Source organism: Microbacterium sp. 1S1, from assembly GCF_008271365.1.
Lineage (GTDB): Bacteria > Actinomycetota > Actinomycetes > Actinomycetales > Microbacteriaceae > Microbacterium.
Genome location: NZ_CP043430.1, coordinates 1,623,938 through 1,647,247, shown reverse-complemented (window position 1 = coordinate 1,647,247; position 23,310 = coordinate 1,623,938). Strand labels below are relative to the sequence as shown.

Here is a 23,310-nt window from a genome sequence, read left to right as displayed (position 1 = left end):
AGGCGCCCTCCGCCCCGTACGCTTCTGGATGGGAGCCGACGCTGCGACTGGGGATTTCGCAGAAGCTGGGGCCGCGCGAGTGGGGATTCGCAAGGCATCCGGGGCCGCGGTGGGGGAGCCGCGGCCTCGACCCCTGACTCAGACGGTGCGGTCGTCGGACGTGAGTCGATATCCGACGCCGCGCACCGTCTCGATGTATCGCGGAGCGGTCGGGCTGTCGCCGAGCTTCCGACGAAGGTTGGCCATGTGCGTCTCGATGGCCCGCTTGTCCGGCTCGCTCACGCGGTCGCCGACGTCGCCGGGGATGCCGCGCAGCCCGAGCGCGAGCTCCGCCTTGCTGCTGACCCGACGTCCGGCTTCGAGGAGCGCGGCGAGCAGGTCGAACTCGGTCGGGGTGAGTTCGACGGGCCGCTGGGCGACCAGCACCAGCCGTGTGTCGAGATCGAGGCTGAGGTCGCGGTGCACCCGGCCGCGCCAGGTGGCGACGGTGGCGTCCGCGGCGGCGACGACGGGAAGCGGGGCGCTTGGCGTCGTCGGCGCAGCACCGAGGACGGTGTTCGTCGGGGCGGTGACCGCGGCCTGGTCCGGCGTTGACGTACGGGTGCGGCGGAGCAGGGCCTCGATCCGCGCCCGCAGCTCCCGCGGCCGGAAGGGCTTGACGAGGTACTCGTCGGCGCCGGACGTGAGACCGAGGACCACGTCCGACTCCTCCGCGAGAGCCGACAGCATGATGATGAACGTGTCGCTGACCTGGCGGATGCGCCGGGCCACCTCGAAGCCGTCGATGCCGGGGAGATTGATGTCGAGCGTCGTGATGATGGGACTGCTTGCCGCGATGGCCTCGAGGCCCTCCGGGCCGGATCCCGCCAGCACGGTGCGGAAGCCCGCGGCGAGGAACACCTCGTCCAGGAGGGACTGCACGCCCGGATCGTCCTCGATGATGACCGCGACCAGCGGCGTCCCCTCCCCCACCGTCACGACCGCTCCTCGCGGGTGATGGTGAGGAAACGCGGGGCGTCGGAGTCGAGTTCGGCCGGGTCGAGGTCGGCCTCGTCATCGGCTCCGACAGGTCTTTCGATCTCGATGTCCCACCAGGCGTCGGCGAGATCCTCCGCCATGCCGCGACCCCACTCCACCACGACGACCGATCGGTCCAGGTCCAGGTCGAGGTCGTCCAGTTCGGCCGCGGAGCCGAGGCGGTAGGCATCGACGTGTACCAGCGGCGCCCGGCCCACGAGCGACGGATGGGTCCGGGCGATCACGAAGGTCGGGCTCTGCACGGGGCCGCGGACGCCGAGCCCTTCGGCCAGGCCACGGGTGAATGTGGTCTTTCCCGCCCCGAGGGGCCCGGTGAGGATCAGCAGGTCGCCCGGTTCGAGCTGCTCGCCGATGCGCAGGCCGAGCTGCTCCATCTCGTCGGAGGTGGCGATGCGACGGCGGCCGAGGAACGCCGGGTCCAGGCTCATGCCGTCCTCCGCGGTACCCGGTGGCCGATGCGCGTGACGATCTCGTAGCCGATCGTCCCGGCGGCCTCCGCCCAGTCCGCAGCCGAGGGGACGCCGAGCGTCGGGTCCCCGAAGAGCGTGACCTCGTCCCCGACCGACACCGGAGCGTCACCGACGTCCACCACGAACTGATCCATCGCGATGCGGCCGACGTTCGTGTAGCGGCGGCCTCCGATCGACACCGGAAGCCGGCCGGAGGCGCTGCGGGGCACCCCGTCGGCGTAGCCCAGGGGCACGAGCGCCAGGGTCGTCTCGCGTTCCGTCCGGTGCACGTAGTCGTAGGACACCCCGGTGCCCGCGGGGACCCGGCGCACGGCGGCCACGGATCCACGGAGGGTCATGGCCGGGCGGAGGCCGAGCTCCGCCGAGGAACGGTCCTCGAAGGGCGAGAGACCGTACGTCCCGATGCCGATGCGCACGGCGTCCAGTCGTGTCTCCGGCAGGTCGATCGCGGCGGCGGTGGCGGCGATGTGGCGGAGCTCGGGGCGGATGCCGAGCGCGGCCGCCTGCGCTACCCCTTCCTCGAAACGCGCGAGGGCGGCGCGGTCGTCGGCGGGCGACGCGTTCGAGAGGTGGCTGAAGAGTCCCACGATGCGGAGGCGTCCGATGCGCTCCAGGCGCGCTGCCTCGGCCAGGACCGTGCCCCAGTCGTCCGGGGCGATGCCGTTGCGGGAGAGGCCGGTCTCGAGCTTGAGGTGCACGGCGACAGGGCGGTCGGCGGACGCCGCGGCGGCCGCCGCCTGCAGTTGGTCGTACGACGAGATGCCGAGCTCGATCCCTTCGGCGGCCGCCTCCAGGAACCGCTCCCCCGGGGCGTGCAGCCACGCCACGACCGGAGCGTGCACGCCCTGGCGTCGCAGCTCCAACGCCTCGGGGATCTCTGCCACGCCGAGGCGCGTGGCCCCGGCGGAGAGCGCGGCGACGGCGGCTGCCGCGGCGCCATGACCGTAGGCATTGGCCTTCACGACGACGAGGACCTCCACGCCGGTGAGGCGGCGGAAGTGCCGGACGTTGTCGGCGATCGCATCGAGGTCGATCGTGGCCTCGCGGAACGGGACGGTCACAGCGGGGCTCCTTCAGCGACGACGAACGCGGCCGCGAGGCCCGCGTCGTGGGTGAGGGTGAGGTGCAGGGTGAGGATCCCGCGCTCCTCGACGACGGCCGCGGTGGAGCCGGAGAGGACGAAGTGCGGGCGCCCGGAGGGTTCGGAGGCGATCTCGATCTCCGTCCAGTGCACGCCGTCGGAGCCGCCGAGGGCCTTGATCAGCGCCTCCTTCGCGGCATACCGGGCGGCGAGCGACGGCAGTCGCAGATCGCGCTCGGAGGGGGCGAACAGCCGCTCCTTCAGCCGCGGCGTCCTGGTCATCGTGCGTTCGAACCGGGGGATGTCCACGAGGTCGATGCCGGTGCCGATGATCACGCGTTCAGCCTACTCGCGCTTCCTCCACCCACCCCGATACGAACGTCCCACCCCTCTACGTGCGCACGCAGAGGGGTGGGACGAACGGAAGGGGTGGGTCGGCGGGACTCACTCCACCGTGACGGACTTCGCGAGGTTGCGCGGCTGGTCCACGTCGAGGCCCTTCGCGGTGGCCAGCGCCATCGCGAAGATCTGCAGCGGCACGACTGCCAGCAGCGGCTCGAACATCGGCCCGGCCAGCGGGATGTGGATGACCTCGTCGGCGAAGGGCAGCACGGCGGCGTCGCCCTCCTCCGCCACCACGATGACGCGAGCACCGCGGGCGCGGATCTCCTGGATGTTCGAGACCACCTTGGAGTGCACGAGCGCGGAGTGCCGCGGCGACGGCACGAGCACGAAGACGGGCTGCCCCGGCTCGATCAGGGCGATCGGACCGTGCTTGAGCTCGCCCGCGGCGAAGCCCTCGGCGTGGATGTAGGAGATCTCCTTGAGCTTGAGCGCACCCTCGAGCGCGATCGGGTAGCCTACGTGGCGACCGAGGAAGAGCACGGAACGGGTGTCGGCCATCCAGCCCGCGAGCTGGGTGACGTGCTCGTGCTCACTCTCCAGCACCTTCGCGACCTTCTCCGGCAGTGCCGAGAGCTCTTCGACGCCGGTCGAGGCGTCGGCCACGACGCCGCGAACGCGTCCCATGTGCAGGCCGAGCAGCAGCAGGGCCGTGATCTGGGCGGAGAACGCCTTGGTCGAGGCGACCGCGACCTCCGGGCCGGCGTGCGTGTAGACGACGGCATCGGACTCGCGCGGGATGGTGGCGCCCTGCGTGTTGCAGACCGAGAGGGTGCGGGCACCGCGCTCGCGGGCGTACTTCACGGCCATCAAGGTGTCCATGGTCTCGCCGGACTGGCTGATCGAGACGACCAGGGTGTCAGCGCCGATGACCGGGTCGCGGTAGCGGAACTCGTGGGCGAGCTCGACGTCGACGGCCACGCGGGCCCACTGCTCGATCGCGTACTTGCCGACGAGGGCCGCATAGGAGGCCGTACCGCAGGCCGTGATGATGACGCGGTTGATGCCGACGAACAGGTCGTCGAGGCCGTCGAGTTCCGGGATCACGACCTGACCGTCACGGATGCGGCCGCGGATGGTGTTCGCGACGGCCTCCGGCTGCTCGGCGACCTCCTTGGCCATGAAGCTCGACCAGCCGCCCTTCTCGGCGGCGGCGGCGTCCCAGGAGACGTCGAAGGGCTCGGCGGTGACGGGCGTGCCGGCGAAGTCGGTCACGGTCACGGCGTCGGGGGTGATCGAGACGATCTGGTCCTGACCGATCGCGAGCGCCTTGCGGGTGTGCTCGACGAACGCGGCGACGTCGGAGCCGAGGAAGTTCTCCCCCTCGCCCAGACCGATCACGAGCGGCGAGTTGCGGCGGGCGCCGACGACGAGGCCCGGGTGGTCCTGGTGCATGGCGAGGAGCGTGAAGGCGCCCTCGAGGCGGTTGACGACCGCACGGAACGCGAGGGCGAGGTCACCGCCGTTGCTCGCGTACTCGCGACCGAGGAGGGCCGCGGCGACCTCGGTGTCGGTCTCGCTGCGGAACGCGACGCCGTCCGCGAGGAGCTCGTCGCGGAGGGCAGCGAAGTTCTCGATGATGCCGTTGTGGATCACCGCGAGCTTGTCGTCGTCCGCGAGGTGGGGGTGGGCGTTGACGTCGGTCGGGCCGCCGTGCGTGGCCCACCGGGTGTGTCCGATGCCGGTCGTGCCGTCGGCGAGGGGCGCGTCGCCGAGCGAATCGCGCAGCTTGGCGAGCTTGCCCGCCTTCTTGCGCATGCCCAGCGTTCCCTCGCCGTCGATGACGGCAATGCCAGCGGAGTCATAGCCGCGGTACTCGAGACGGGCGAGGCCGGCGAGAAGGATGTCCTGGCTGGGCCGCGGGCCCACGTATCCGACGATTCCACACATGGGGATAAGGGTAAGCGGGAATTTTTGCGAGTCGTCCGAACAATAGGCGGTCCCCGCCGGGCCTCAGAGTTTGCGCAGGAGGACGCTCTCCACGTCGTGATCCGCACCCTTGCGCAGCACGAGCCGCGCCCGATGCCGGGTCGGCATGACGTTCTCGACCAGGTTCGGCATGTTGATCTCGTTCCAGTACCCCAGCGCGGTCGCGATCGCCTCCTCGTCGGTGAGGTGCGCGAACACGTTGAAGTAGGAGGAGGGGTTACTGAAGGCGCCCTGCCGCAGCGCGAGGAACCGGTCGACGTACCACTTCTCGATGTGCGCGGTGTCGGCGTCGACGAAGATCGAGAAGTCGAAGAGGTCGCTGACGGCCACGTCGTTCGGGGCGGGCGGAGGCTGCAGGACGTTGAGCCCTTCGACGATCACGACGTCGGGCCGACGCACGACGACGTGCGCGTCGGGGACGATGTCGTAGCGCATGTGGGAGTAGAACGGCGCGCGCACCTCGGGGGCCCCGCTCTTGACCTTCGTCAGGAACTCGATCAGCGCCCGACGGTCATAGGACTCCGGAAAGCCCTTGCGGTCCATGAGGCCCCGTCGCTCGAGCTCGGCGTTCGGGTAGAGGAAGCCGTCCGTGGTCACCAGCTCGACGCGCGGCGTCCCCGGCCACCGGCTCATGAGCTCGCGGAGGAGGCGGGCGATCGTCGACTTGCCGACGGCCACCGAGCCGGCGACGCCGACGACGAACGGCGTCGTCGTGTCGTCCTCCTGGAGGAAGGTCGAGGTCGCGGCACCGAGCTGCTTCGTCGCGCTGGCGTACAGGCTCAGCAGCCGGCTCAGCGGCAGATACACCTCGCGCACTTCGGTGAGATCGAGCCTGTCGCCGATCCCTCGGAGCTCCACGACCTCGGTCTCGGTGAGGGGCTGGTCGAGCCCGGCGGCGAGGCGCGCCCACTCCGCGCGCCCGATCTCCCGATACGGCGACAGCGGCAGCGTGGGGTCGGCGGTGGTCACGTCGTCCATCGTAACCGCGCCCGAGTATCCTCATCCCGTGCGCCTGGGAGTCCTCGACATCGGATCCAACACCGTCCACATGCTCGCGGCCGACGTGCGCCCTGGCGGACGACCGCTCGCGACGACGAGCGACCGCACGGTGCTGCGGCTCATGCGGTATCTGACACCGGACGGCGCGATCGCGGAAGAGGGAGTGCACGCCCTCGAGGCCGCCGTCGCGCAGGCGCGCCGGGTGGCGGAAGCCGAACGGGTGGACGCGCTCCTCGCCACCGCCACGAGCGCCGTGCGAGACGCCCGCAACGGGGCGGACGTGATCGCCCGGGTCGAGGCCGTACTCGGGCAGCCGTTGCAGGTGCTCGACGGGGAGACAGAGGCCGAGCTCACCTTCCTCGCCGTGCGGCGCTGGTTCGGCTGGTCCGCGGGTCAGTTGCTCCTGCTCGACATCGGCGGCGGTTCGCTGGAGATCGCCGCGGGTGCCGAGGAGCTCCCCGACGTCGCGGCGTCCGTGCCGCTGGGCGCCGGGCGCATGACGGTGCAGTTCCTCCCCTCCGACCCCCCGGGAGAGGCCGACGTGGAACGCTTGCGAGCGCACGCCGAGGCGACGCTCGGGACCGTCGTTCCCCGATTCCGCCAACTTCCCCGCCCGGATCACGTCGTCGGGTCGTCGAAGGCGATCCGCTCGCTCGCCCGACTCGTCGGCTACCCCGCGCCCGGCTGGTCCGGCATCGAACGGATGCTGCTGCCGCGCGCGGCCCTCGGCTCGTGGATCCCCCGGCTCGCCCGGCTGCCCGCCTCTGCGCGGCAGGAGCTGCCGGGCATCACCCCCGATCGCACCTTCCAGATCGTGGCGGCGGCGGTGTCGCTGCACGCCGCGATGACCGCGCTGCGCGTGGACGAGCTGGAGGTGTCGCCCTGGGCGCTCCGCGAGGGCGTGCTCCTCCGCTACATCGAGCAGCTCGCACCCGGATCCGGATCCTGAGAGGCGCGCTCCGGCAGCCTGGATAGCATGACGCCATGACCTCGTCGCTCGCCGTCCGCCCCCGACGCGGCGCGGCGACGGCACGCGTCGCCCTGGTCGCCTACCTCCTGTTCGTGGGTTTCACCGTCTGGCTGCCCGCGAGCGTGTCATCGAAGGTCACGGGGCTGGTGGGCGTGATGGCCCGCTGGGTCGCGGAGGCCGGCATCGCCCCCTACCAGCAGAGCGCCGTGGTCCTGGAGGTCCTCGCCAACGTCGCCCTCTTCGTCCCGGTGGGGCTGCTGCTCCCGCTCGCCTGGCCGGGTCTGCGGCTCTGGCAGGTCACGCTCGTCGGCGGGCTGATGAGCGTGATGATCGAGACGGTCCAGGGGCTGATGCCGTCCCGGTTCCCCACGCTCAGCGACGTGATCGCCAACACCACCGGCACCTTCCTGGGCGCCGTCGTCACGACCGTCCTGCTGGCGTTGCTGTCGCGCGATCCCCGACGGCAGCGGAGCCGTAGGCTGGCGTCGTGACCCTTCCTCCCCTGGACGGCCCCCCGGCCGGCATGAGCCGCAGAGAGTGGCGTGAGCAACAGGAGCAGCCGCCCCGCGCTGCGGCCGCCGAGAGCATTCCGAGCCGACCGGCCGCCACGGACGAGACGCTGACCATCCTCACCGTGTGCACCGGCAACATCTGCCGATCCCCGCTGGCGGAAGTGCTGCTCAGGCAGCGACTCGCGCCCCTGGGCATCCGCATCCACAGTGCCGGCACGCACGCTCTCGAGGGGCACGGCATGCAGGAGCCCGCCCTCGAACTGGCCGCGCTGGCCGGTGCCGACCCGGCGATCGCGCAGGCTCACCGAGCGAGGTACCTGGTCGAGCCGTATCTCGCCGACGCCGACCTCATCCTCACGATGGCGCGCGAGCACCGCTCCGCCGTCGTCAAGATGATGCCCGGCGCTCTCCGCCGCACGTTCACGCTGCGGGAGTTCGCGCGGCTCGCCTCGACGCTCAGCACCGAAGAGGCGCTGGAGACCGCCCGGCAGACCGACGGCTCGCTCCAGGACAGGTTCGCCGCCGTGCTCCGTGCCGTCGGCGACCAGCGCGGTCTCACGCCCGCACCGCCCGAGGACGACGACGTCGTCGACCCGTACCGCCGTTCACGGGAGACCTACGCGCTCTCCGGCGCGCAACTCACCCCGGCCCTGGACGAGGTCGAGCGGATCGTCCGGGCGGCGGTCAGCTGACGGCGCTCAACGCGGTCCTCTAACCACAGCTCGACTCATCGATGCTCACCGGTGTGTCACGCACCATAGGAGTGTGACGGACTGTCGTCGGTCCGAATTCAGCGGCAGCGCTTCCTGCTGCAGCCGCCATGGTTACCTCGAGCGTGGCCGTCGACTCTGGTGGTAGAACGACGTTCACCCGGACCGCGTCGCGCCCAAGATGAGTCGTGTGCGTGATTGCGTCGAACGGTTTGCCATTCAACGTCCACCCCTCGATCGTGGCGTCGACCGGTGTATAGACGACGAAATCCGTCCCGATGTCCCCGGGCGTGAAGTATGGACCCGTGATGTAGCGCGGGAGCTCTGCGGCCGCGCTCGCCGTGATGTGGTTCTGGAGTGTGACCGTCGTGGTCCAGCGTGGAGTGTCAGCGGCGCAGGTATCCGCCTGCACAGCCACCGTGGCATCGACGTAGTAGTCCATCTTCGACCCCGTCGTGTCGTTGAAGAACACCCCGACCGCAGTCTCCGTGTCGTTCGTCGTTGGGAGTCGTCCGGACAGCGGCGATTCCCCGAGCAGTGCGGCTTCCTCCTCGTCCGAACTCCAGACCTTCAGACGACCCTCGTCGGCGGCTCGCGTCAGCGCGGTCATCATCGGGACGGGCTCGATGCTCCCACCGGTGAGAGCGTCGAAGACGGACAACGAGACGGCCGCGAAGAACCGGTTGGAGTCGGCGCCGTCCGGGTACTTGAAGTACGCCTCGTTGAGGAGCAGTGGCGCCGCGTTCTCGCTGGTCAGCACATCGCCCGTGGGCAGTGTGATCGGTCCGGTTGCGTTCAGCATGTACGACAGCCCGATCGGATCGATCGATATCACGCCGTCGATCCGATCGTCGTGAAGTGTCGACCACCACCCCTTCGCGAGCGCCGCGCTCGTGGGAAAGTCCGGGGTCGCCGTCAGGTTCGCGATCCACCGAGCGATGATGTCGGAGTACAGCGCTTCGGTCTCGGCGTCGATGGGCACGACGGGCTCCGGGATGGCAAAATCGAACTCTGTGGCCGCCGCCTCTCCGACGATCGACAGGGCACCGTCGTCGACGCTGAGGAGGATGAACGATCCAGGACCGCCGCCGCTCGCCCTCACCTCGGCATTGCCCTGGAACATAACGAGGTAGTTGCGCGGTCCTGACGCACCGAGGGCATCCGGCAGCACAGCGATGACGTCGCGGGCCGGCCCGGCCACCGACTGGATCTCGGTGAGTGCCGTCTCGACCTGCTGCACGCCGGAGCGCACCTCGTCCATCAGGGCACTGTGGTCGAGCGCCGCCAGGCGCTCGACCGCGGCAGCGGTCCCCGCCTCAATCTGATCGAGCAGCCCCGAAAGCGATTGAAGAGCCGCGACATCCATCCTTCCGCCCGACGGCGCGAGAGCTGCGACGCTCACACCGCTCGCCGGAACGAGCACATCATCGGCGAGCGACACCGCGACATCGGCGACGGTGCTTACGGCACGAAGGTTCTCGAGCGGCGGGAGCGGGATGGCTTCGAAAAAGCCCCAGAGCGTGCCGGATGCGGCCGCCTGCGCGTCTGCCGCCTCTGCTCGGAATGCCGCCGCAGCCGTCGCGGCCGCTTCCGGGTCGGAAGCGAGCATCGCCGTCTTCACCTCGGCGACGTACGGCATGGCTGCGAGCAGGTGGGAGCGCGCCTGCATGGCCTGCGAATAGATCCGGCTTCCTGCCCACACTCCGGCCACGGCCAGGGCGACGAGCAGCACGCCGATGATCGTCATCCAGAGCCAGACGCGTCGGCGTCGCCGTGGCGGTTCCTGCTCGATGTCGTCGGCAGCGGTCGTCGGAGCGTCGGAGGAAGACGCGCGCAGTGCGCGCTGCTCTCGCCGCGTCGCAGGCGGAAGGCTGGGATCTGTCACTCGGCGATTCAACCATGGTTGCGTGCACGACTCACGCGCGGCGACGGACGCGAGCAAGCAGAAGACGAACGGTGCGATGACGGGCGAGCAGCCACAAGCTCGTCAGCACCCCTGCTCCCAGCACCGAGTAGACCGGACTCAGTTCCCAGTGCTGCCCGAGCACGACGAGAGCGAGCGTCACGGCCAGAACGGCCACGACAATGACCATCTCGGCCGCCCAGGCCATGCGGTACCGCCTCCACGCGATGGCGAGGGGAATCGCCGAAATGAGAACGGTACCGACGGCGAAGCCGAGCGGGATCGCCGTCGGTGAGCCGCTCGGGACGAGCGCCACCCACACCGCGACCCCGACGACCGCGCCTATGACGCTCGACACTGCCGATGTCGCCATACCGCGATTCGAGGATGCCGTGACCGCACTCACTGCAGGCACGGCGATGGTGCTGATGACAATCGCTGGGAGCAGGATCAGAATTATCCATGCGGTCTGCGGGAACTTCGAGCCCCAGATCAGCGATACGAGAAGCTCCGAGAGCACCGCGAGCGGTATGAAGAGTGCGACCATCACGGTGATGACGATGGATGTCACGGCACCTAGGCGAAGCTTGACCGCCTCCGTCGCCCCGACGCTGTGCGTTGCGGCAAGCGCGGGGAACAGCACTGCGGCGAGCGCGGCGGCGAGCACTCCCAGCGGCGTCGTCATGGTCATCGCTGCCGAGTATTGACCGACGAAGGAGAGTCCCTGGGCGATTCCCCCAACCAGAACCGCAGCCTGCGCGAAGCCCGTGCTCGCGAGCGTTCCCACGACGGAGAGCGCGACGAAGCCGCGGATCTCCTTGATCAGGGCTGCTGGAAGGCGCCGAGAAGACCGGCGCGGCCAGGAGACGGCCGTGAAGATGATCGGGAGCGCGACGAGAGGAGCCATGACCCATACGTCGCGGACGCCGAACAGGAGCAGAACGATCGTCGCAGTGACGCTAAGACACGCGATCACCAGGCTCCACTTCGCAAGGCGCGCACCCTCCCCGCCTCCGAAATGGAGGCCTTCGACGAAGGCGCGTCCGGCGACGGCAACGACCATGAGGCCACTGACCAGGGCGACTGATCCGCTGCCCCGGTTTCCGAGCAGTACGACCGCGCTCACGATCAAGGCCGCCGCTGTCGACGCGAGCATCACCCGACGAGACAGGTGGGTGGCGACGGCCCGTGCCATCTCCCGCTCCCCCTGGGCACCGAGGCTCGACAGATACCTGCTCGCCGCACCCCCCGCCGGGTAGACCAGGGCTGCGATCGACGCAGTGGAGGTGACAGTCTGCGTGAGGCCAAGCAGCCCGGCTCCCGCGATTCGGCCGATTGCGACGTTGACGAGGAGAGTGGTGAGCCCGGGCGCGAGTCTGCTCAGCAGCGCGAGAACCCCCTTACGTCCGAGCGCGTTCGTGGTCGTCCGGTCGTACGCCGGGCGCGCGAACATTCTCGATCTGGTCAACGCACCTCATTCTTCGGATTCGAGTCCGGACTCCCCAGGGCGCCAAGGCACAGGTGCACGAGTCTGAGACCCCGGGCATAGACTATCGGCACACGGTTCGGACTCGACCGTGTCGAGTCCCTCGACCGAAGGCGCCGTCGTGAACCAAACGCTCTCGATCGGTCCGCTCAACTCCGCGTCACAGGCGAGCGCCTGGGCCCGTTCGTTGCGAGATCGGACGGCGCACGAGGCATTCACGGTCGCCTTCGATGGCCCGGTTGCGAGCCTTCTTCGTGACCGACGCGTCAACGACCGTTCCGGCCACTCTCTTCCCCACTATCGCCTTGCGCCGCCCTGGCTGCGGCGAGCACGGGTACGTCAGCTCATGGGCCGCGTGACCCATCTCCTGAACGAGAGCAACATGCCTCTGGTGGGCGATCCGCACGTCACCCGCTTCACCGACGAGGCGGAGTTGTACCGCCGTCTCGGCGTGTGTACGGCCGTGGTGTTCCACGGCAGCGACGCCAGGGATCCTGAACGGAGCATCGAACTCAACGAGCACTCGTTCTTCACCGAAGCCGACCCCGAGTGGGTGCAGCGACTGGGCGAGCATGCTCGGCGGAACCGTAGCGCGGTGGCGGCGGCTGGTCTTCCTACCTTCGTGACGACCCCGGACATGCTGCTGCATGTCGAGGGATCCGTCCTCCTCCCCATCACGGTCTCACCGGCCAGGTGGGCTGCTACAGACGCTCCTTTACGTCGAGCTGTGCCTCGCGTGCTCCACCGCCCGAGTGCCAACGCCGCCGTGACGAAGGGAACCCGGCACATCGATCGCGCACTGGAGCTGCTGGAGCGCCAGGGAAGCATCGAGAGGATCCGAACCGGTGTGGTCTCGCACGACGCCATGCCTGCTCTCCTGCACAGCGCCGACATCGTGATCGATCAGATCCAGACGGGAGCATACGGAGTGATCGCGATCGAGGCGATGGCTGCGGGCCGTGTGGTGGTGAGCAGCGTGTCGGAGCACACGCGACAAGTTCTGGGGGGCGTCGTCCCTCTCTTCGACGCTAACCCCGCGACCATCACGGCTGTACTCGACAACGTGCTCGCCGATCGGGCTCGCGCGAGGGAAGTCGCTGCGAGCGGACCTGCGTTCGTCGAACAATGGCATGACGGCACCACCGCGGCGACAGTGCTGGATGACTGGCTCCGCGGAGCCGCGCACCAGGGATAGGTCGGGATAGACTGCCCCTACCTTCGACCCCGTCTGCGTGTTCGCACCACGCGGCCACCGAGCCTGGAGATACCGCGATGCAACGGGCCGCCGCGACGAACACCGCGCTACCGCGCCAGACAAAGCTCGTGTCGCCGGGTGAGGATCCCATCCCGTCCAGCACCAGAGCTGAGCGTGCCTTGATCTTCGTCCTTCCGACGCTCGCCGCCCTCGGCCCCCTCGCGCCCGGGCTCGGGAACCTGTTCGCGTTCCGTGTTGCCACTCTTCTGTTCTTCTTCATCGTTGTCTTCCGACGCCGCCCGAAGAGAGTCCCGTCTGCCTTGCGGAAAGCGACCTGGGTCCTCCTGGTCATCGGCACGCTCGCCGCCTTGGGGCTGAGCTTCGTCCACGGAGTGGACTCTTACGCCGCGTCCGAGCTTGTCTCGTGCTTCTTTGGCGGCATGCTGGTGATTGCCGTCCTGCTCGCGCGGCTCGACCAGCGATTCGTGACTGCTCTCTTTCTCGGATGGGCGGCGTCTGTCATCGTCACGGGTGCGCTCGCCGCGTATGAGTTGCGGACGGGATGGCGCGCGAGCAACTACTTCGCGAACCGCGACGCGGAGAGCGTGCTCACCGATCCTGGCCTGGCCAGCACCTTCGGAAACCCGAACGACTTCGCGTATTTCCTGCTGATCGCTTTCCTCATGCTCGTCGCGGGGTTCGCCGTTGTCCGCAAGCGCTCCCTGGGTCTTCTGATCATCATGTTCTTGGTCGGAATAGCGTTCCTCATACGGGAGACGCAATCAACGCTGGGGTTCGTGGCCCTCTCGGTCATCGTGCTGAGCTTGGTCCTGGCCAGGTTCCCGCGGACGATGATCATCGTCGCTCCCGTGATCGCAGCAGGCGCACTACTGGTGGTGACCTCACCCGGCGGGATCGCCGGGATCATCGGCCTGGAGCGCGCTCAAGTCTCCTGGTTCGACGAGGGGCAGACGGGTGCGATCCGCTTCAACTTGTTGGGCAATGGTGTGAACTTTGCGTTGGAATCGGGTTTCCTCGGTCTCGGGCCCGGCGGATACGAGCCGCGCACAGCCGAAGTGCACCCGTACGATCTGGCGACGAAGGGAATTCTGAGCCCGCACAGCGCAGCGCTGGAGATCTTGAGCCAGTATGGGATCTTCGTCTTCGCCGCAACTGTCGTGGTCATGTTCCACATCGCACGCGCAGGATGGCGCTCTCATCGCGACAGGGGCTTCGGTCGAGGAAGACAGATCGCGGGCCTGGCGCTCGTCGTGTTCGCGCTGCTCTCGCCCCTGATGACGATGATGGCCAGCGCGAGTCTTGAGCCGTCGTACACCTGGATGGCATTCGCGTCGATGCTTGCTCTGGCGATGTGGTTGACCGAGGCCAGGACAGCAGGGGTGGATGCCGGCGCACCCCGCGCGTCGACGCAGCCGATCAGTAAGTAGTCCCGCTGGGGGACGCCTTCATGAGTGCCGCGACCTCTGATGGCTCTGGATACGTGATCAGCACGGCATCGCGTCGACCGTAGAACACAAACTGACTGCCCGCCGCAACGGCGTCCGCTCCGGCTAAGATCGCTGCAACGAAGTCCTCGAAGGAACCGGAGCCGCCGAGAGCGACCAGCGGCACAGGCACCACTTCGGCTACCAGCCGGATCGCCTCCAGGTCGTATCCCTCCCGCGTCCCTTCCCGGTCGACGGCGGAGAGGATGATCTCGCCCGCGCCAAGGCCGACGGCACGACGAGCGACGTCTCCGACGTTCTCCGGCTCCCGGCGTGTGCCGGATGCGCTGGTCGTGACGAGCTCGCCGTCCACGCCACGGCGCACGTCGATGCTCGCGACCACGCTCTGCGACCCGAGAGCCGCCGCCATCGCCTCCACCGCTTCCGGCGCGGTGAAGAGGGCGGAGTTGACGATCACCTTCTCGATGCCGAGGTTGACCACACGCCGGGCCTGGTCTACCGAACGCAGGCCGCCGCCGTACGCCACGGGCATGAAGGCCTCCGATGCGATGTCGGTGAGGACGTCATACGCCGGGTCACGACGTGACCGACTGGCAGCGATGTCAACCACAACGAGCTCGTCGACCTGTTTCTCATTGAAGATCTTCACCGCGTTGATCGGATCGCCGAGGTAGCGCGGGCTCCGGTACTGGCGTGTCTTGACCAGCCATCCTCCGTCGTCGATCTGAAGGACGGGGATCACCCGCGGGGCGATCACGAGCGTGCCCACTGGTCGAGCATCTGCATCCCGAAAGCGTGGCTCTTCTCCGGGTGGAACTGCGCACCGGTGACGTTCTCCCGCTGCACCATCGAGGTGAACTCCCCCCCGTACTCGCTCCGTGCCAGCTCATCGCGCTCGTCCGCGACGACGACGCGGTAGCTGTGCACGAAGTAGAAGCGATGGTTCTCGGGGAGTCCGTCGACGATCGCCGCCGGTTTCTGCACGACCAACTGGTTCCAGCCCATGTGCGGCACACGGGTCCCCCCGGAGTCGTCAAAGCGCACGCTGCCGCCGGGGATGAGCCCCAACCCTGGCGAGGCGCCTTCCTCGCTGGAATCAAGCAGGAGCTGCATTCCGAGGCAGATCCCGAGAAGCGGGCGTCCGGTGTGGGCGAACTCGCGGATCGCTACGTCGAACCCTCCTTCGCGGAGCTTCGCGGTGGCGGCGTCGAAGGCCCCCACCCCCGGAAGGAGCAGGCGTTCCGCGCTCACGATCTGTTGCGGGTCCGCCGTGAGTCCGGCCTCTTGGCCGATCCGACGGAACATGTTGATGAGGGACCCGATGTTTCCCACCCCGTAGTCGACGATCGTGATCATCGTTGCTTGTCTCCCTCGCGCGTGACGCATCGTTCGAGCACATGGTCCAGCTGCTCGGCCAGTGCGCGATAGTCGTAGTGATTCATGACATGGGCGCGCGCATTCGCCGCCCACCGTGCCCGGTCATCAGCGGCGTCCCGAGATGCCATCCTGATCATCGCTACTCCGAGAGCCTCCGCGTCGTCAGCGGGGACGACGATCCCGGCATCGGCCTCGGTGACCACGTTGTTCCGCGCGTTGCTCGCCACGAGGATCGGGCGGGCAGCAGCAGCGTAGTCGAAGATCTTGTTCATGCTCACCCCGAAGCGGTAGACATCGAGATCGAGGATGTTGATGACCATCGCGTCGGCCCGACCGACCAGGATGGGAACCTGGTCCTTGGGCACCGGCGGCTCGAACGTGACCCGGACGCCTTGCGGAGATCCGCCAGCCCGCGTACGGATTGCTGGAAGCTCCGTTCCCGTCCCGACGATGACGAGCCGCAGCCTCGGCTCGGTAGCGGCGGCGGAGAGGAAGCCATCGACGATGGCGCTGAGGCCATTGGCCCGCCCGACGGAACCCAGGTACATGAAGACGAAGTCATCTCCCCCGGGCGGCGGCGCACCGTCGAAGTCGTCAGCGTCCGTGCCGTTGGAGATCCACACCACTTTCTCCGCCGGCACCCCCTGGGCGACCAGGTACTCGGAGGCGAACGGTAGCAGCGTGATCACGGCTTCGGCGCGGTCGCACAGCATGCGCTCCAGGCGGCGCAGCATCCAGGACAGAGGACTCCGGGGCGAGAGCTTTCCCATGTCGATGAGAGTCTGCGGCCAGAGGTCACGGATTTCGAAAAGGAACGGAACTCCGGCGCGGCGGGCCAGGACCGAAGCCGCCCACGCCGCGAGCGGGTGGACGGTGCTCCCGATCACCACGTCGGGGCGAGGGAGGTCTGCCACGTTCGCCCGACGCAGAAGAGCCGCAGTGAAGGCGGCCATGTTTCGTAGGCGGCCTAGCCCTCCGTCGTACTGCGGAGTTCGCAGGAACCTGAACCGGACACCGTCGCGTATCCGATCGCTCGCGCGCTCGTCCGGAATCCCGGCTCGACGGCGACCGGAGGGATGCTCGGTGCTTGCGGCGAGCAGAACCACGGTCCAACCGCGCTGGACGAGCCCCCGTGCCAGGGAGAAGTGACGAGACCCAGATGCGGTCTCCTGAGGGTCCGTCGCATAGTGGTTGACGATCCAGACGGTCTTCATGCCGCTCCCCGCACTCGTCGGTACTCATCGAGCATGCTCGCGGATTCCGTCGGCCAGTGCGGCAGCTCGACAGCAGCGACCGCCCGGCGTCCGGCCGCGATGTCAGCGTCGCTGAGCGATGACAGGGCGTGGAGGATCGAGTCCGCATCGCCGTCGACCTTCCAGGCTGCCGCGTCGGATCCGAGAAGACGGTCGATCTCGACGAGGTCCGTGGAAAAGAAGGGGATGCCCGCCATCGAATACTCCAGTGCCTTGTTCGGCAGCGACAACGCATACGACAGACATGTCGCTTCGATCAGGCAGAGGCCGACGTCCCCGCCCGCGACGGTGTCGACCACCTCGTCCGCAGGGACGGATCCGAGGAGATGAATGTTCGTGTGCCGCTCCGCGGCGCCCCGCACCAGGCTCTGCAGCACCCCGGATCCTATGAAGACGACGTGATCCCCGGCGGACTCACGCGCGCGGAACGCTTCCAGGATCTCCGGGATGCGGCGATGGGCGACGATGTTCCCCACGTGCACGTAGATGCGGTCGCCGGCGGGGATGGCGAACCTCCGACGCAAATCGACGGCCTGCGGATCCCGCTCCCGGGTAGGTGCGTTGCGCACGCTGGTCACACGCGCGCCGGGATACGCGGCCCGGTACCAGTCCGCGATCGAGTCGTTGACGACGAACACGGCGTCGCACCGACGCACGTAGTGCCTCTCGATCATCCGGAAGATCTTCCCTTGGATGCCGTTCGACGTCGACGTCTCGGTCTCGAGCTCATGTGTGTCGTAGATCAATGCGGCGCGATGGCGGCGCGCGATCGCATGACACACCGGAAGAACGGCCACGGAGTGGGCGTTGACGACGCGCACCGGACGCGATCGCCAACGACGGTAGACCGCAACCGACCAGGAGATCTGTTCCAGGATGCGCCCCACGATCGACCGCGGCCTCTCATCCCCGACGGAACCGACACGTTCGATCGACCGTACTTCGTCGAGTCGCTCGACGTCGGGCAGACCGGGGGACCTCTGTCCGGTCACGACCACCTGTTCGAACAGACCGGCCTCCGCGACAGCCTTCGTTTCGCGGAAGATACGGCTCTCGTTGACGATCGGGGCGGGATAAACGTGGATGTTCATGCTCTCTGTCATCGGGGGTAGAGCCCCAGCTTTCGCAGCCGATTGACCGTTCCGCGAAGGAACTGCACAAACCCGTATGAGTTCCGGTAGGCACGGTAGCTCGACGCGGGCCGTTCGACGATGTCCGTGAGCTGGGCAGGAGTCAGGGACAGCTTCTTGAGCAGCAGAAGCTCATCCTCAGCGCGCAGGCGCTCGCTGTAGTCGCTTTCCGCTACAGCCGCCAGCGCCTGCGCGCGCGAGATCTGTCCCGAATTGATCAGATCGGAGTAATGACCGCGACGCTTGTCGATGCCGAACTTCTTCGGGAGGTAGAAGCCCTGCACCCAGCGGGTGAAGATGGATTCGTAGTGCTTTCCTTCGTACGGCACCCAGCCGAGCTTCTCGACGAGCTCTTCCATCGCCTTCGACTTGTCGTAGTCGAGGTAGTTGAGGATGGAGACGATTCGCACCCGTCGCACGAACGTCGTCCAGGCGAGCGTCACGAATCCGAAGTGCGGGTAGGTGCGCAACGGCACCCGACCGAATCGGCGGTGCACGTCATTGAGATACCGCCAGTCCGAATGACCGTACGACCACGACGGCACGCTGATCGATTCCGTGGCGAAATTCATCCCGGAAATGATGAACCTCACACCGTGCTCACGCGCGACCTTCCAGAGCGTGGCCTGGATGGCATGGTCGCTCGGGATGTCGGCGTCCGGCGTCGACGCCATCAGGAACGATCGCTGCAGGTCGTAGAACTCGTCGAGACGCAGGACTTCCGTATGGAGGTCGATGTCGAGGGTGCGCAGGAGACGCTCGATGTTCAGGACCGCGAGGGCCGAGTTCCAGCCGTTGTCGACATGGACGGCGAGTGGACGGAGGCCGAGTCGCTTCACCTGAAGCGCCACGTAGGAGCTGTCCACTCCCCCGCTCACGCCGATGATGCAGTCGTACTCCCGACCCTGCCCCGCGCGGGAGATCGCTTCGACGACCTGCGCCAGCTTCGCCGGGCGCTGTTCGACGGGGACGACACGGGACTCCAGCAGCGCGTCGTACCGGAGGCAGTGATTGCATACGCCGTCCACGAGGACGATGTCTGGGTCCACGTCAGAGTTCATGATGCAACGCGTGCACTCTCGAACAGTCATCGTGCAGGCACCCCCTTCACAGTCTGTCCCGGTGCGACATCCCTGGTCACACAGGCCGCGGCTCCGACCGTCGCCCCCGCGCCGACCGTGAGCCCCTGCAGGACGACCGATCCGGCCCCCAGGAGTGCTCGGGTCTCGACGACGACGTTGCCCGAGACGATCGCTCCGGGATTGACGGACACGAAGTCGGCGAGGGCGGCGTCATGGCCGACGACACTCGCTGGGTTGAGGTGGACGTGCGCACCGATGTCGACATTGGTCGACACCTGCACCCCCGCGGTGATCACGGCGCCCGCGCCGATTCTCGTCTGGGTGCCGATCACGGCGGTCGGGTGGACGAGGGTGGCGGCGCGGAACCCGGCGTCGTGCAGGGTGGCGGCGACCTTCCGGCGCACGGCGGGCGCACCGATTCCGACGACGAAGCGCTCGTCGCCACGCGCCTCCTCCCGCCACTGCTCGAACGTGCCGAGCAGGGGGACGTCGCGTGCCGCGAGCCGCTCGCGATCGAGGTCGCGGGCACCGGGATCGATCACGCCGACGAGGTCCAGCGCGGCGCCGCCCGCGATGAGGGCGGCGAGGACGTCGAGCGTCTCCCGGCCGAATCCTCCGGCCCCCATCACGATGATCCGCTCCGTCATGCGTCGCCTCCGAACTTCGCCATGGTCGCCTGCCCCTCCGCGGTGATCCCCTCTCGGCGCCACACCGCGCCGATCGTCGCGATCACGATACGCAGATCCAGCCCGGCGCTGCGGTGGTCCACGTACCGCACGTCCTGCGCGAAGCGCTGCTCCCAGGTCACGGCGTTGCGCCCTGTGACCTGGGCGAGTCCGGTGATGCCCGGCCGCACCTCATGCCGTCTCGCCTGTTCCGCCGTGTAACGGTCGAGGTACTCGACCAGGAGCGGACGAGGTCCGACGATACTCATGTTGCCGCGCAGCACGTTCCACAGACTGGGGAGCTCGTCCAGACTCGTCGATCGAAGACGGACCCCGAAGGGAGTGAGCCGGTCGGCGTCGGTCACCCAGCCCCGGGCCGGGTCCACCGATCGCATGGAGCGGAACTTGTAGAGCGTGAAGATGCGGCCGTGCCGTCCGGGGCGGGGCTGGGCGAACAGCACCGGCCGTCCGAGACGGAGCGCGACGAGGACCGCCGTGGCGACGATCACCGGCGAGAGCAGGATGAGGGCCGCCGCGGCGACGAGCACGTCGAGGCCGCGCTTCACGATGTCGTACGGCCGGAAGCCGGCGCTCATCGGTTCAGGAAGCCGCGGATCGCGGTGACCACGCGCTCGCGCTGGTCGTCCGTGAGGGCGGAGCCGCTGGGCAGCGTCAGGCCGCGGGCGAACAGGGAGTCCGAGGCGCCGGTGATCCGTCGACGGGCCGCCGCGAACACGGGCTGCGCGTGCATCGGCTTCCACAGCGGGCGGCTCTCGATCTCGTCCTCCGCGAGCGCGGCGGCCAGCGCGGACGGCTCCCACCCGGTCGCCTCGGAGTCGACGAGGATCGACGTGAGCCAGACGTTGTCGGCATCGTCGCCCTCGGCTCCGAACACCTCGACGCCGTCGACGTCGGCAAACAGGCGCTTGTAGAGCTCGCGCATCTCCCTGCGCCGCGCGATCATCGCGTCGAGACGGGCGAGCTGCGCCCGCCCCAGCGCCGCCAGGAGATTGCTCATCCGGTAGTTGAAGCCGACGTCGGTGTGCTCGTAGTGCACGACCGGCTGCCGCGCCTGGGTCGCGAGGTATCGCACGTGCTGCGCGAACCTCTCGTCATCGGTCAGCAGCATGCCGCCGCCGGACGTGGTCATGATCTTGTTGCCGTTGAACGACACCACCGACGCGTGTCCGAAGCTCCCTGCCGCACGCCCGGCGTGGGTCGCGCCCAGCGACTCGGCGGCATCCGCCAGCACCGGCACGCCGAACTCCTCCGCCAGAGCCAGGATGGCGGTGTAGTCCACGGCCTTGCCGAGGAGATCGACGGGGACGATCGCGGCCGCGCGCTCCCCGGCGTCGCGGAGCTCGGTCAACGCCTCCCGCAGCGGCGCCGGGTCCATGTTCCCGGTGCGCGGATCGGCGTCGATGAAGTACGGCTCCGCGCCGGTGTACGTGATCGCGTTGGCCGTGGCGGCGAAGGTCATCGACGAGGTCAGCACCACGTCCCCGGGCTTCACCCCGAGGGTGAGCAGACCCAGGTGCAGCCCGGCAGTGCCGGAGCTCAGCGCGACGCCGTGCGCGACGCCGACCCGCTCCGCCAGCTCCCGCTCGAACGCGTCGACGTCCGGCCCGAGGGGGGCGATCCATCCGGAGCGCATCGCCGCGACGACCGCCTCCTCCTCCGCCTCCCCGACGTCCGGCGAGGACATGTAGATCCGCGCGCTCATCGCTCGGCCACCCCTCCGATCCTCACCGGAGTGATGGTGACGGTGTCGTTCTCGCGGGGCGTCGCGAACATCCGGCGCATCCAGCCTTCCTTGTCGAGGCGTTCGGGCGTGATCGTGTCGACACGCGTGTGGGAGACCTTCGGGTGGAACGGCCGTTCGAGGTTCTCCCGGGAGCCGACGAGCTCCTCGTGCAGCTTCTCGCCGGACCGCAGCCCCGTGAACACGATCTCGACGTTCTTCCCGGACATCGCGATCATCCGCTTCGCGACTTCGAGGATCGAGACGGGTTCGCCCATGTCGAGGATGAGGACCTCGCCGGCTCGCCCGATGCCGCCGGCCTGCACGACCAGTTGGCACGCCTCCGGGATGGTCATGAAGTACCGCGTCGCCTGCGGGTGGGTGACCGTGATGGGCCGCCCTTCCGCGATCAGCCGCTGGAACGTCGGCAGCATGGAACCCCGACTGCCGATGACGTTCCCGAAGCGCACCGACAGGTAGCGCATACCGGTGTCCTCTCCGGCCCAGGCAGTGAGCTTCTCCGCCACGCGCTTGGAGTGGCCGAGCACGCTGGTGGGATTGGCCGCCTTGTCGGTGGAGATGTTGACGAAGGTCGCCACCTCGACACGGCGCGCGGCGTTGATGACGTTGAGCGTTCCGATGACGTTCGTCTTCCACGCCTCGTCGGGGTACTGCTCGAGCATCGGCAGGTGCTTGAGCGCGGCGGCGTGGAAGACGACCTCCGGCCGGCGCTCGTCGAAGATGCGGTGGAGCGTCACCGTGTCACGGATGTCGGCCAGCACGACGTCGCGGGTGTCGAGAAGCCCGTGCCCTGCAGTGCCGAGCTGTGCGACCTGCAATCCCGTCTCGTCACGGTCGAGCATGATGAGCTCGCTGCGGCCGAACTTGGCGATCTGGCGGCACAGCTCCGCGCCGATGGAGCCGCCGGCACCCGTCACGAGCACCCGACGGCCCGTGATGTAGCCGGCGATGAGCTCGACGTTGGTGTCCACGGGATGGCGGCCGATGAGGTCTTCGATGCTGATGTCGCGGACGTCGGTGAGCGCCCGTTTCCCCGACGCCATCATCTCGATACTGGGGGTCACCGCCACGCGCAACCCGGCGGCCTCGGCGCGGTCGGTGAGCGTGCGCAGCAACGAGCTGTCGGCACGGGCCATGGCGATCACGGCGAGAGTCGCCCCGGTGCGGGCGCGCGCGGAGGCGATGTCGCGCGTCGTGCCGATCACGGCGACCCCCCGCAGGCGCAGGTTGCGCTTGTCGGGGTCGTCGTCGAGGAGACCGACGGGCCGGATCGGCGACAGCGGGTCGGTGGTCAGGTTCGCGAGGAGCTTGTCGGCGATGAATCCGGCTCCGAGGATGAGGGCGGGTTCGGCGTCGGACCCGGGTTTGCGCGACCGCTCGATGACGAGCCGGGCCACGTATCGCACCCCGAACATGAGCAGCAGCACGAAGGGGAAGGCCAGCAGCAGGGTGGCGCGGGGGATCCCGATGAGCGGGCCGAGAGGGACCACGACGAGCGACAGCAGCAGTGCTTCCACGACGACGATCAGCGCCAGCGTGCGGACCTCATCGAAAGACCCGTACGTGAAGCGTCCCCGGTACAGCGCGGTCAGGAATCCGACGAGGATCTGGATGGCACCGGCGACGACCGCGAGCACGGTGGTCGCGATCCACACGCGAGCGTCCATCTGGAACTCGAACCGGAGCGCCACCGCGAGGATGACTCCGAAGCTCCAGCACAGACCGTCGACCAACGCGGCGAGCCAGCGTCGTCGCCGTTGCTTCACCGACGCCTGCGACGCCATCCGGGTGCCTCCGGACTCGTCGACGCCCGCATGTGCGCCCTCCACGACAGTGTGCCCCCCTCGTATTTTTCTCCAGCTGCAAGCCATGCTCTCACA

General features: G+C 68.4%; 22 protein-coding genes. 5 read left to right on the top strand and 17 right to left on the bottom strand.

The features are described 5' to 3' along the window. Positions 1-138 precede the first annotated feature (138 nt). The 6 genes from FY549_RS08070 to coaA form a co-directional block, all read right to left on the bottom strand. Positions 139-978 carry a response regulator transcription factor gene (locus FY549_RS08070; protein WP_200839059.1) on the bottom strand — a complete coding sequence of 280 codons (840 nt, stop codon included), beginning with the start codon at positions 976-978 and terminating at the stop codon, positions 139-141. Beyond that, the gene (tsaE, locus tag FY549_RS08065; protein ID WP_149084580.1) at positions 975-1,466 is read right to left on the bottom strand and encodes a tRNA (adenosine(37)-N6)-threonylcarbamoyltransferase complex ATPase subunit type 1 TsaE; all 492 of its coding nucleotides are present in this window, start codon (positions 1,464-1,466) and stop codon (positions 975-977) included. The genes FY549_RS08070 and tsaE overlap by 4 nt, the downstream gene beginning before the upstream one ends. Further along, the gene (gene alr, locus FY549_RS08060; RefSeq protein ID WP_149084579.1) at positions 1,463-2,569 is read right to left on the bottom strand and encodes an alanine racemase; all 1,107 of its coding nucleotides are present in this window, start codon (positions 2,567-2,569) and stop codon (positions 1,463-1,465) included. The genes tsaE and alr overlap by 4 nt, the downstream gene beginning before the upstream one ends. Further along, on the bottom strand, positions 2,566-2,925 hold the full coding sequence (locus FY549_RS08055; protein WP_149084578.1) for a holo-ACP synthase: 360 nt from the start codon (positions 2,923-2,925) through the stop codon (positions 2,566-2,568). Before FY549_RS08055 ends, alr begins: the two co-directional genes overlap by 4 nt. A 108-nt stretch (positions 2,926-3,033) precedes the next feature. Further along, positions 3,034-4,881, bottom strand: a complete 1,848-nt coding sequence (gene glmS / locus FY549_RS08050) for a glutamine--fructose-6-phosphate transaminase (isomerizing) (RefSeq protein ID WP_149084577.1) — start codon at positions 4,879-4,881, stop codon at positions 3,034-3,036. A gap of 63 nt (positions 4,882-4,944) precedes the next feature. Next, positions 4,945-5,898 carry a type I pantothenate kinase gene (gene coaA, locus FY549_RS08045; protein WP_149084576.1) on the bottom strand — a complete coding sequence of 318 codons (954 nt, stop codon included), beginning with the start codon at positions 5,896-5,898 and terminating at the stop codon, positions 4,945-4,947. Positions 5,899-5,926: 28 nt separating this feature from the next. Here coaA and FY549_RS08040 point away from each other — a divergent pair, with 28 nt between their 5' ends. From FY549_RS08040 to FY549_RS08030, 3 genes are read left to right on the top strand one after another with little or no spacing between them, the layout of a single operon-like run. Then, entirely contained in the window at positions 5,927-6,868 is a 942-nt protein-coding gene (locus FY549_RS08040; RefSeq protein ID WP_149084575.1) for a Ppx/GppA phosphatase family protein, read from the top strand. 35 nt (positions 6,869-6,903) lie between these two features. Next, positions 6,904-7,380: a VanZ family protein gene (locus tag FY549_RS08035; RefSeq protein WP_149084574.1), complete on the top strand. Its 477-nt coding sequence runs from the start codon at positions 6,904-6,906 to the stop codon at positions 7,378-7,380. After that, on the top strand, positions 7,377-8,093 hold the full coding sequence (locus FY549_RS08030) for a hypothetical protein (protein ID WP_200838952.1): 717 nt from the start codon (positions 7,377-7,379) through the stop codon (positions 8,091-8,093). Before FY549_RS08035 ends, FY549_RS08030 begins: the two co-directional genes overlap by 4 nt. Before the next feature lie 19 nt (positions 8,094-8,112). Here FY549_RS08030 and FY549_RS08025 read toward each other — a convergent pair whose 3' ends face one another. Beyond that, entirely contained in the window at positions 8,113-9,996 is a 1,884-nt protein-coding gene (locus FY549_RS08025; protein ID WP_149084573.1) for a DUF4012 domain-containing protein, read from the bottom strand. Positions 9,997-10,027: 31 nt separating this feature from the next. Then, the gene (locus FY549_RS08020; RefSeq protein ID WP_149084572.1) at positions 10,028-11,482 is read right to left on the bottom strand and encodes a hypothetical protein; all 1,455 of its coding nucleotides are present in this window, start codon (positions 11,480-11,482) and stop codon (positions 10,028-10,030) included. Positions 11,483-11,882: 400 nt separating this feature from the next. Between FY549_RS08020 and FY549_RS08015 the strand changes: the two genes are divergently transcribed. Further along, positions 11,883-12,695 (top strand): glycosyltransferase, encoded by an 813-nt coding sequence (locus tag FY549_RS08015; protein ID WP_187614947.1) that lies wholly within the window; start codon positions 11,883-11,885, stop codon positions 12,693-12,695. Positions 12,696-12,772: 77 nt separating this feature from the next. Continuing rightward, positions 12,773-14,143: an O-antigen ligase family protein gene (locus FY549_RS08010; RefSeq protein WP_149084570.1), complete on the top strand. Its 1,371-nt coding sequence runs from the start codon at positions 12,773-12,775 to the stop codon at positions 14,141-14,143. Here the strand turns inward: FY549_RS08010 and FY549_RS08005 are convergent. Genes FY549_RS08005 through FY549_RS07965 form a run of 9 tightly spaced genes read right to left on the bottom strand, consistent with a single transcriptional unit; the run spans position 14,133 to position 23,259 of the window. After that, a complete protein-coding gene (locus FY549_RS08005) occupies positions 14,133-14,930 on the bottom strand; it encodes a HisA/HisF-related TIM barrel protein (RefSeq protein WP_200838951.1) in 798 nt (265 codons plus the stop codon). The two genes, FY549_RS08010 and FY549_RS08005, sit on opposite strands and share 11 nt — an antisense overlap. Continuing rightward, positions 14,915-15,517: an imidazole glycerol phosphate synthase subunit HisH gene (gene hisH, locus FY549_RS08000; protein ID WP_149084569.1), complete on the bottom strand. Its 603-nt coding sequence runs from the start codon at positions 15,515-15,517 to the stop codon at positions 14,915-14,917. Before hisH ends, FY549_RS08005 begins: the two co-directional genes overlap by 16 nt. After that, entirely contained in the window at positions 15,514-16,752 is a 1,239-nt protein-coding gene (locus FY549_RS07995) for a glycosyltransferase family 4 protein (protein WP_149084568.1), read from the bottom strand. The genes hisH and FY549_RS07995 overlap by 4 nt, the downstream gene beginning before the upstream one ends. Next, positions 16,749-17,882 (bottom strand): glycosyltransferase, encoded by a 1,134-nt coding sequence (locus FY549_RS07990; RefSeq protein ID WP_159463414.1) that lies wholly within the window; start codon positions 17,880-17,882, stop codon positions 16,749-16,751. The genes FY549_RS07995 and FY549_RS07990 overlap by 4 nt, the downstream gene beginning before the upstream one ends. An 8-nt stretch (positions 17,883-17,890) precedes the next feature. Further along, positions 17,891-19,012 (bottom strand): N-acetyl sugar amidotransferase, encoded by a 1,122-nt coding sequence (locus FY549_RS07985; protein WP_149084566.1) that lies wholly within the window; start codon positions 19,010-19,012, stop codon positions 17,891-17,893. Continuing rightward, a complete protein-coding gene (locus FY549_RS07980; RefSeq protein WP_149084565.1) occupies positions 19,009-19,650 on the bottom strand; it encodes a NeuD/PglB/VioB family sugar acetyltransferase in 642 nt (213 codons plus the stop codon). The genes FY549_RS07985 and FY549_RS07980 overlap by 4 nt, the downstream gene beginning before the upstream one ends. Further along, positions 19,647-20,264, bottom strand: coding sequence for a sugar transferase (locus tag FY549_RS07975; RefSeq protein WP_149084564.1), 618 nt, complete (start codon positions 20,262-20,264; stop codon positions 19,647-19,649). The genes FY549_RS07980 and FY549_RS07975 overlap by 4 nt, the downstream gene beginning before the upstream one ends. Beyond that, positions 20,261-21,391, bottom strand: coding sequence for a DegT/DnrJ/EryC1/StrS family aminotransferase (locus tag FY549_RS07970; protein ID WP_149084563.1), 1,131 nt, complete (start codon positions 21,389-21,391; stop codon positions 20,261-20,263). Before FY549_RS07970 ends, FY549_RS07975 begins: the two co-directional genes overlap by 4 nt. Beyond that, a complete protein-coding gene (locus FY549_RS07965) occupies positions 21,388-23,259 on the bottom strand; it encodes a polysaccharide biosynthesis protein (RefSeq protein ID WP_262381149.1) in 1,872 nt (623 codons plus the stop codon). The genes FY549_RS07970 and FY549_RS07965 overlap by 4 nt, the downstream gene beginning before the upstream one ends. Between the last annotated feature and the right edge of the window lie 51 nt (positions 23,260-23,310).

Bases quoted from the DNA above. Each gene is read 5' to 3' on its own strand.
- tsaE (WP_149084580.1), bottom strand. From the start codon at position 1,466: ATGAGCCTGGACCCGGCGTTCCTCGGCCGCCGTCGCATCGCCACCTCC.
- glmS (WP_149084577.1), bottom strand. From the start codon at position 4,881: ATGTGTGGAATCGTCGGATACGTGGGCCCGCGGCCCAGCCAGGACATC.
- coaA (WP_149084576.1), bottom strand. From the start codon at position 5,898: ATGGACGACGTGACCACCGCCGACCCCACGCTGCCGCTGTCGCCGTAT.
- FY549_RS08035 (WP_149084574.1), top strand. From the start codon at position 6,904: ATGACCTCGTCGCTCGCCGTCCGCCCCCGACGCGGCGCGGCGACGGCA.
- FY549_RS08015 (WP_187614947.1), top strand. From the start codon at position 11,883: ATGCCTCTGGTGGGCGATCCGCACGTCACCCGCTTCACCGACGAGGCG.
- FY549_RS08010 (WP_149084570.1), top strand. From the start codon at position 12,773: ATGCAACGGGCCGCCGCGACGAACACCGCGCTACCGCGCCAGACAAAG.
- hisH (WP_149084569.1), bottom strand. From the start codon at position 15,517: ATGATCACGATCGTCGACTACGGGGTGGGAAACATCGGGTCCCTCATC.
- FY549_RS07995 (WP_149084568.1), bottom strand. From the start codon at position 16,752: ATGAAGACCGTCTGGATCGTCAACCACTATGCGACGGACCCTCAGGAG.
- FY549_RS07990 (WP_159463414.1), bottom strand. From the start codon at position 17,882: ATGAACATCCACGTTTATCCCGCCCCGATCGTCAACGAGAGCCGTATC.
- FY549_RS07985 (WP_149084566.1), bottom strand. From the start codon at position 19,012: ATGACTGTTCGAGAGTGCACGCGTTGCATCATGAACTCTGACGTGGAC.
- FY549_RS07980 (WP_149084565.1), bottom strand. From the start codon at position 19,650: ATGACGGAGCGGATCATCGTGATGGGGGCCGGAGGATTCGGCCGGGAG.
- FY549_RS07975 (WP_149084564.1), bottom strand. From the start codon at position 20,264: ATGAGCGCCGGCTTCCGGCCGTACGACATCGTGAAGCGCGGCCTCGAC.
- FY549_RS07970 (WP_149084563.1), bottom strand. From the start codon at position 21,391: ATGAGCGCGCGGATCTACATGTCCTCGCCGGACGTCGGGGAGGCGGAG.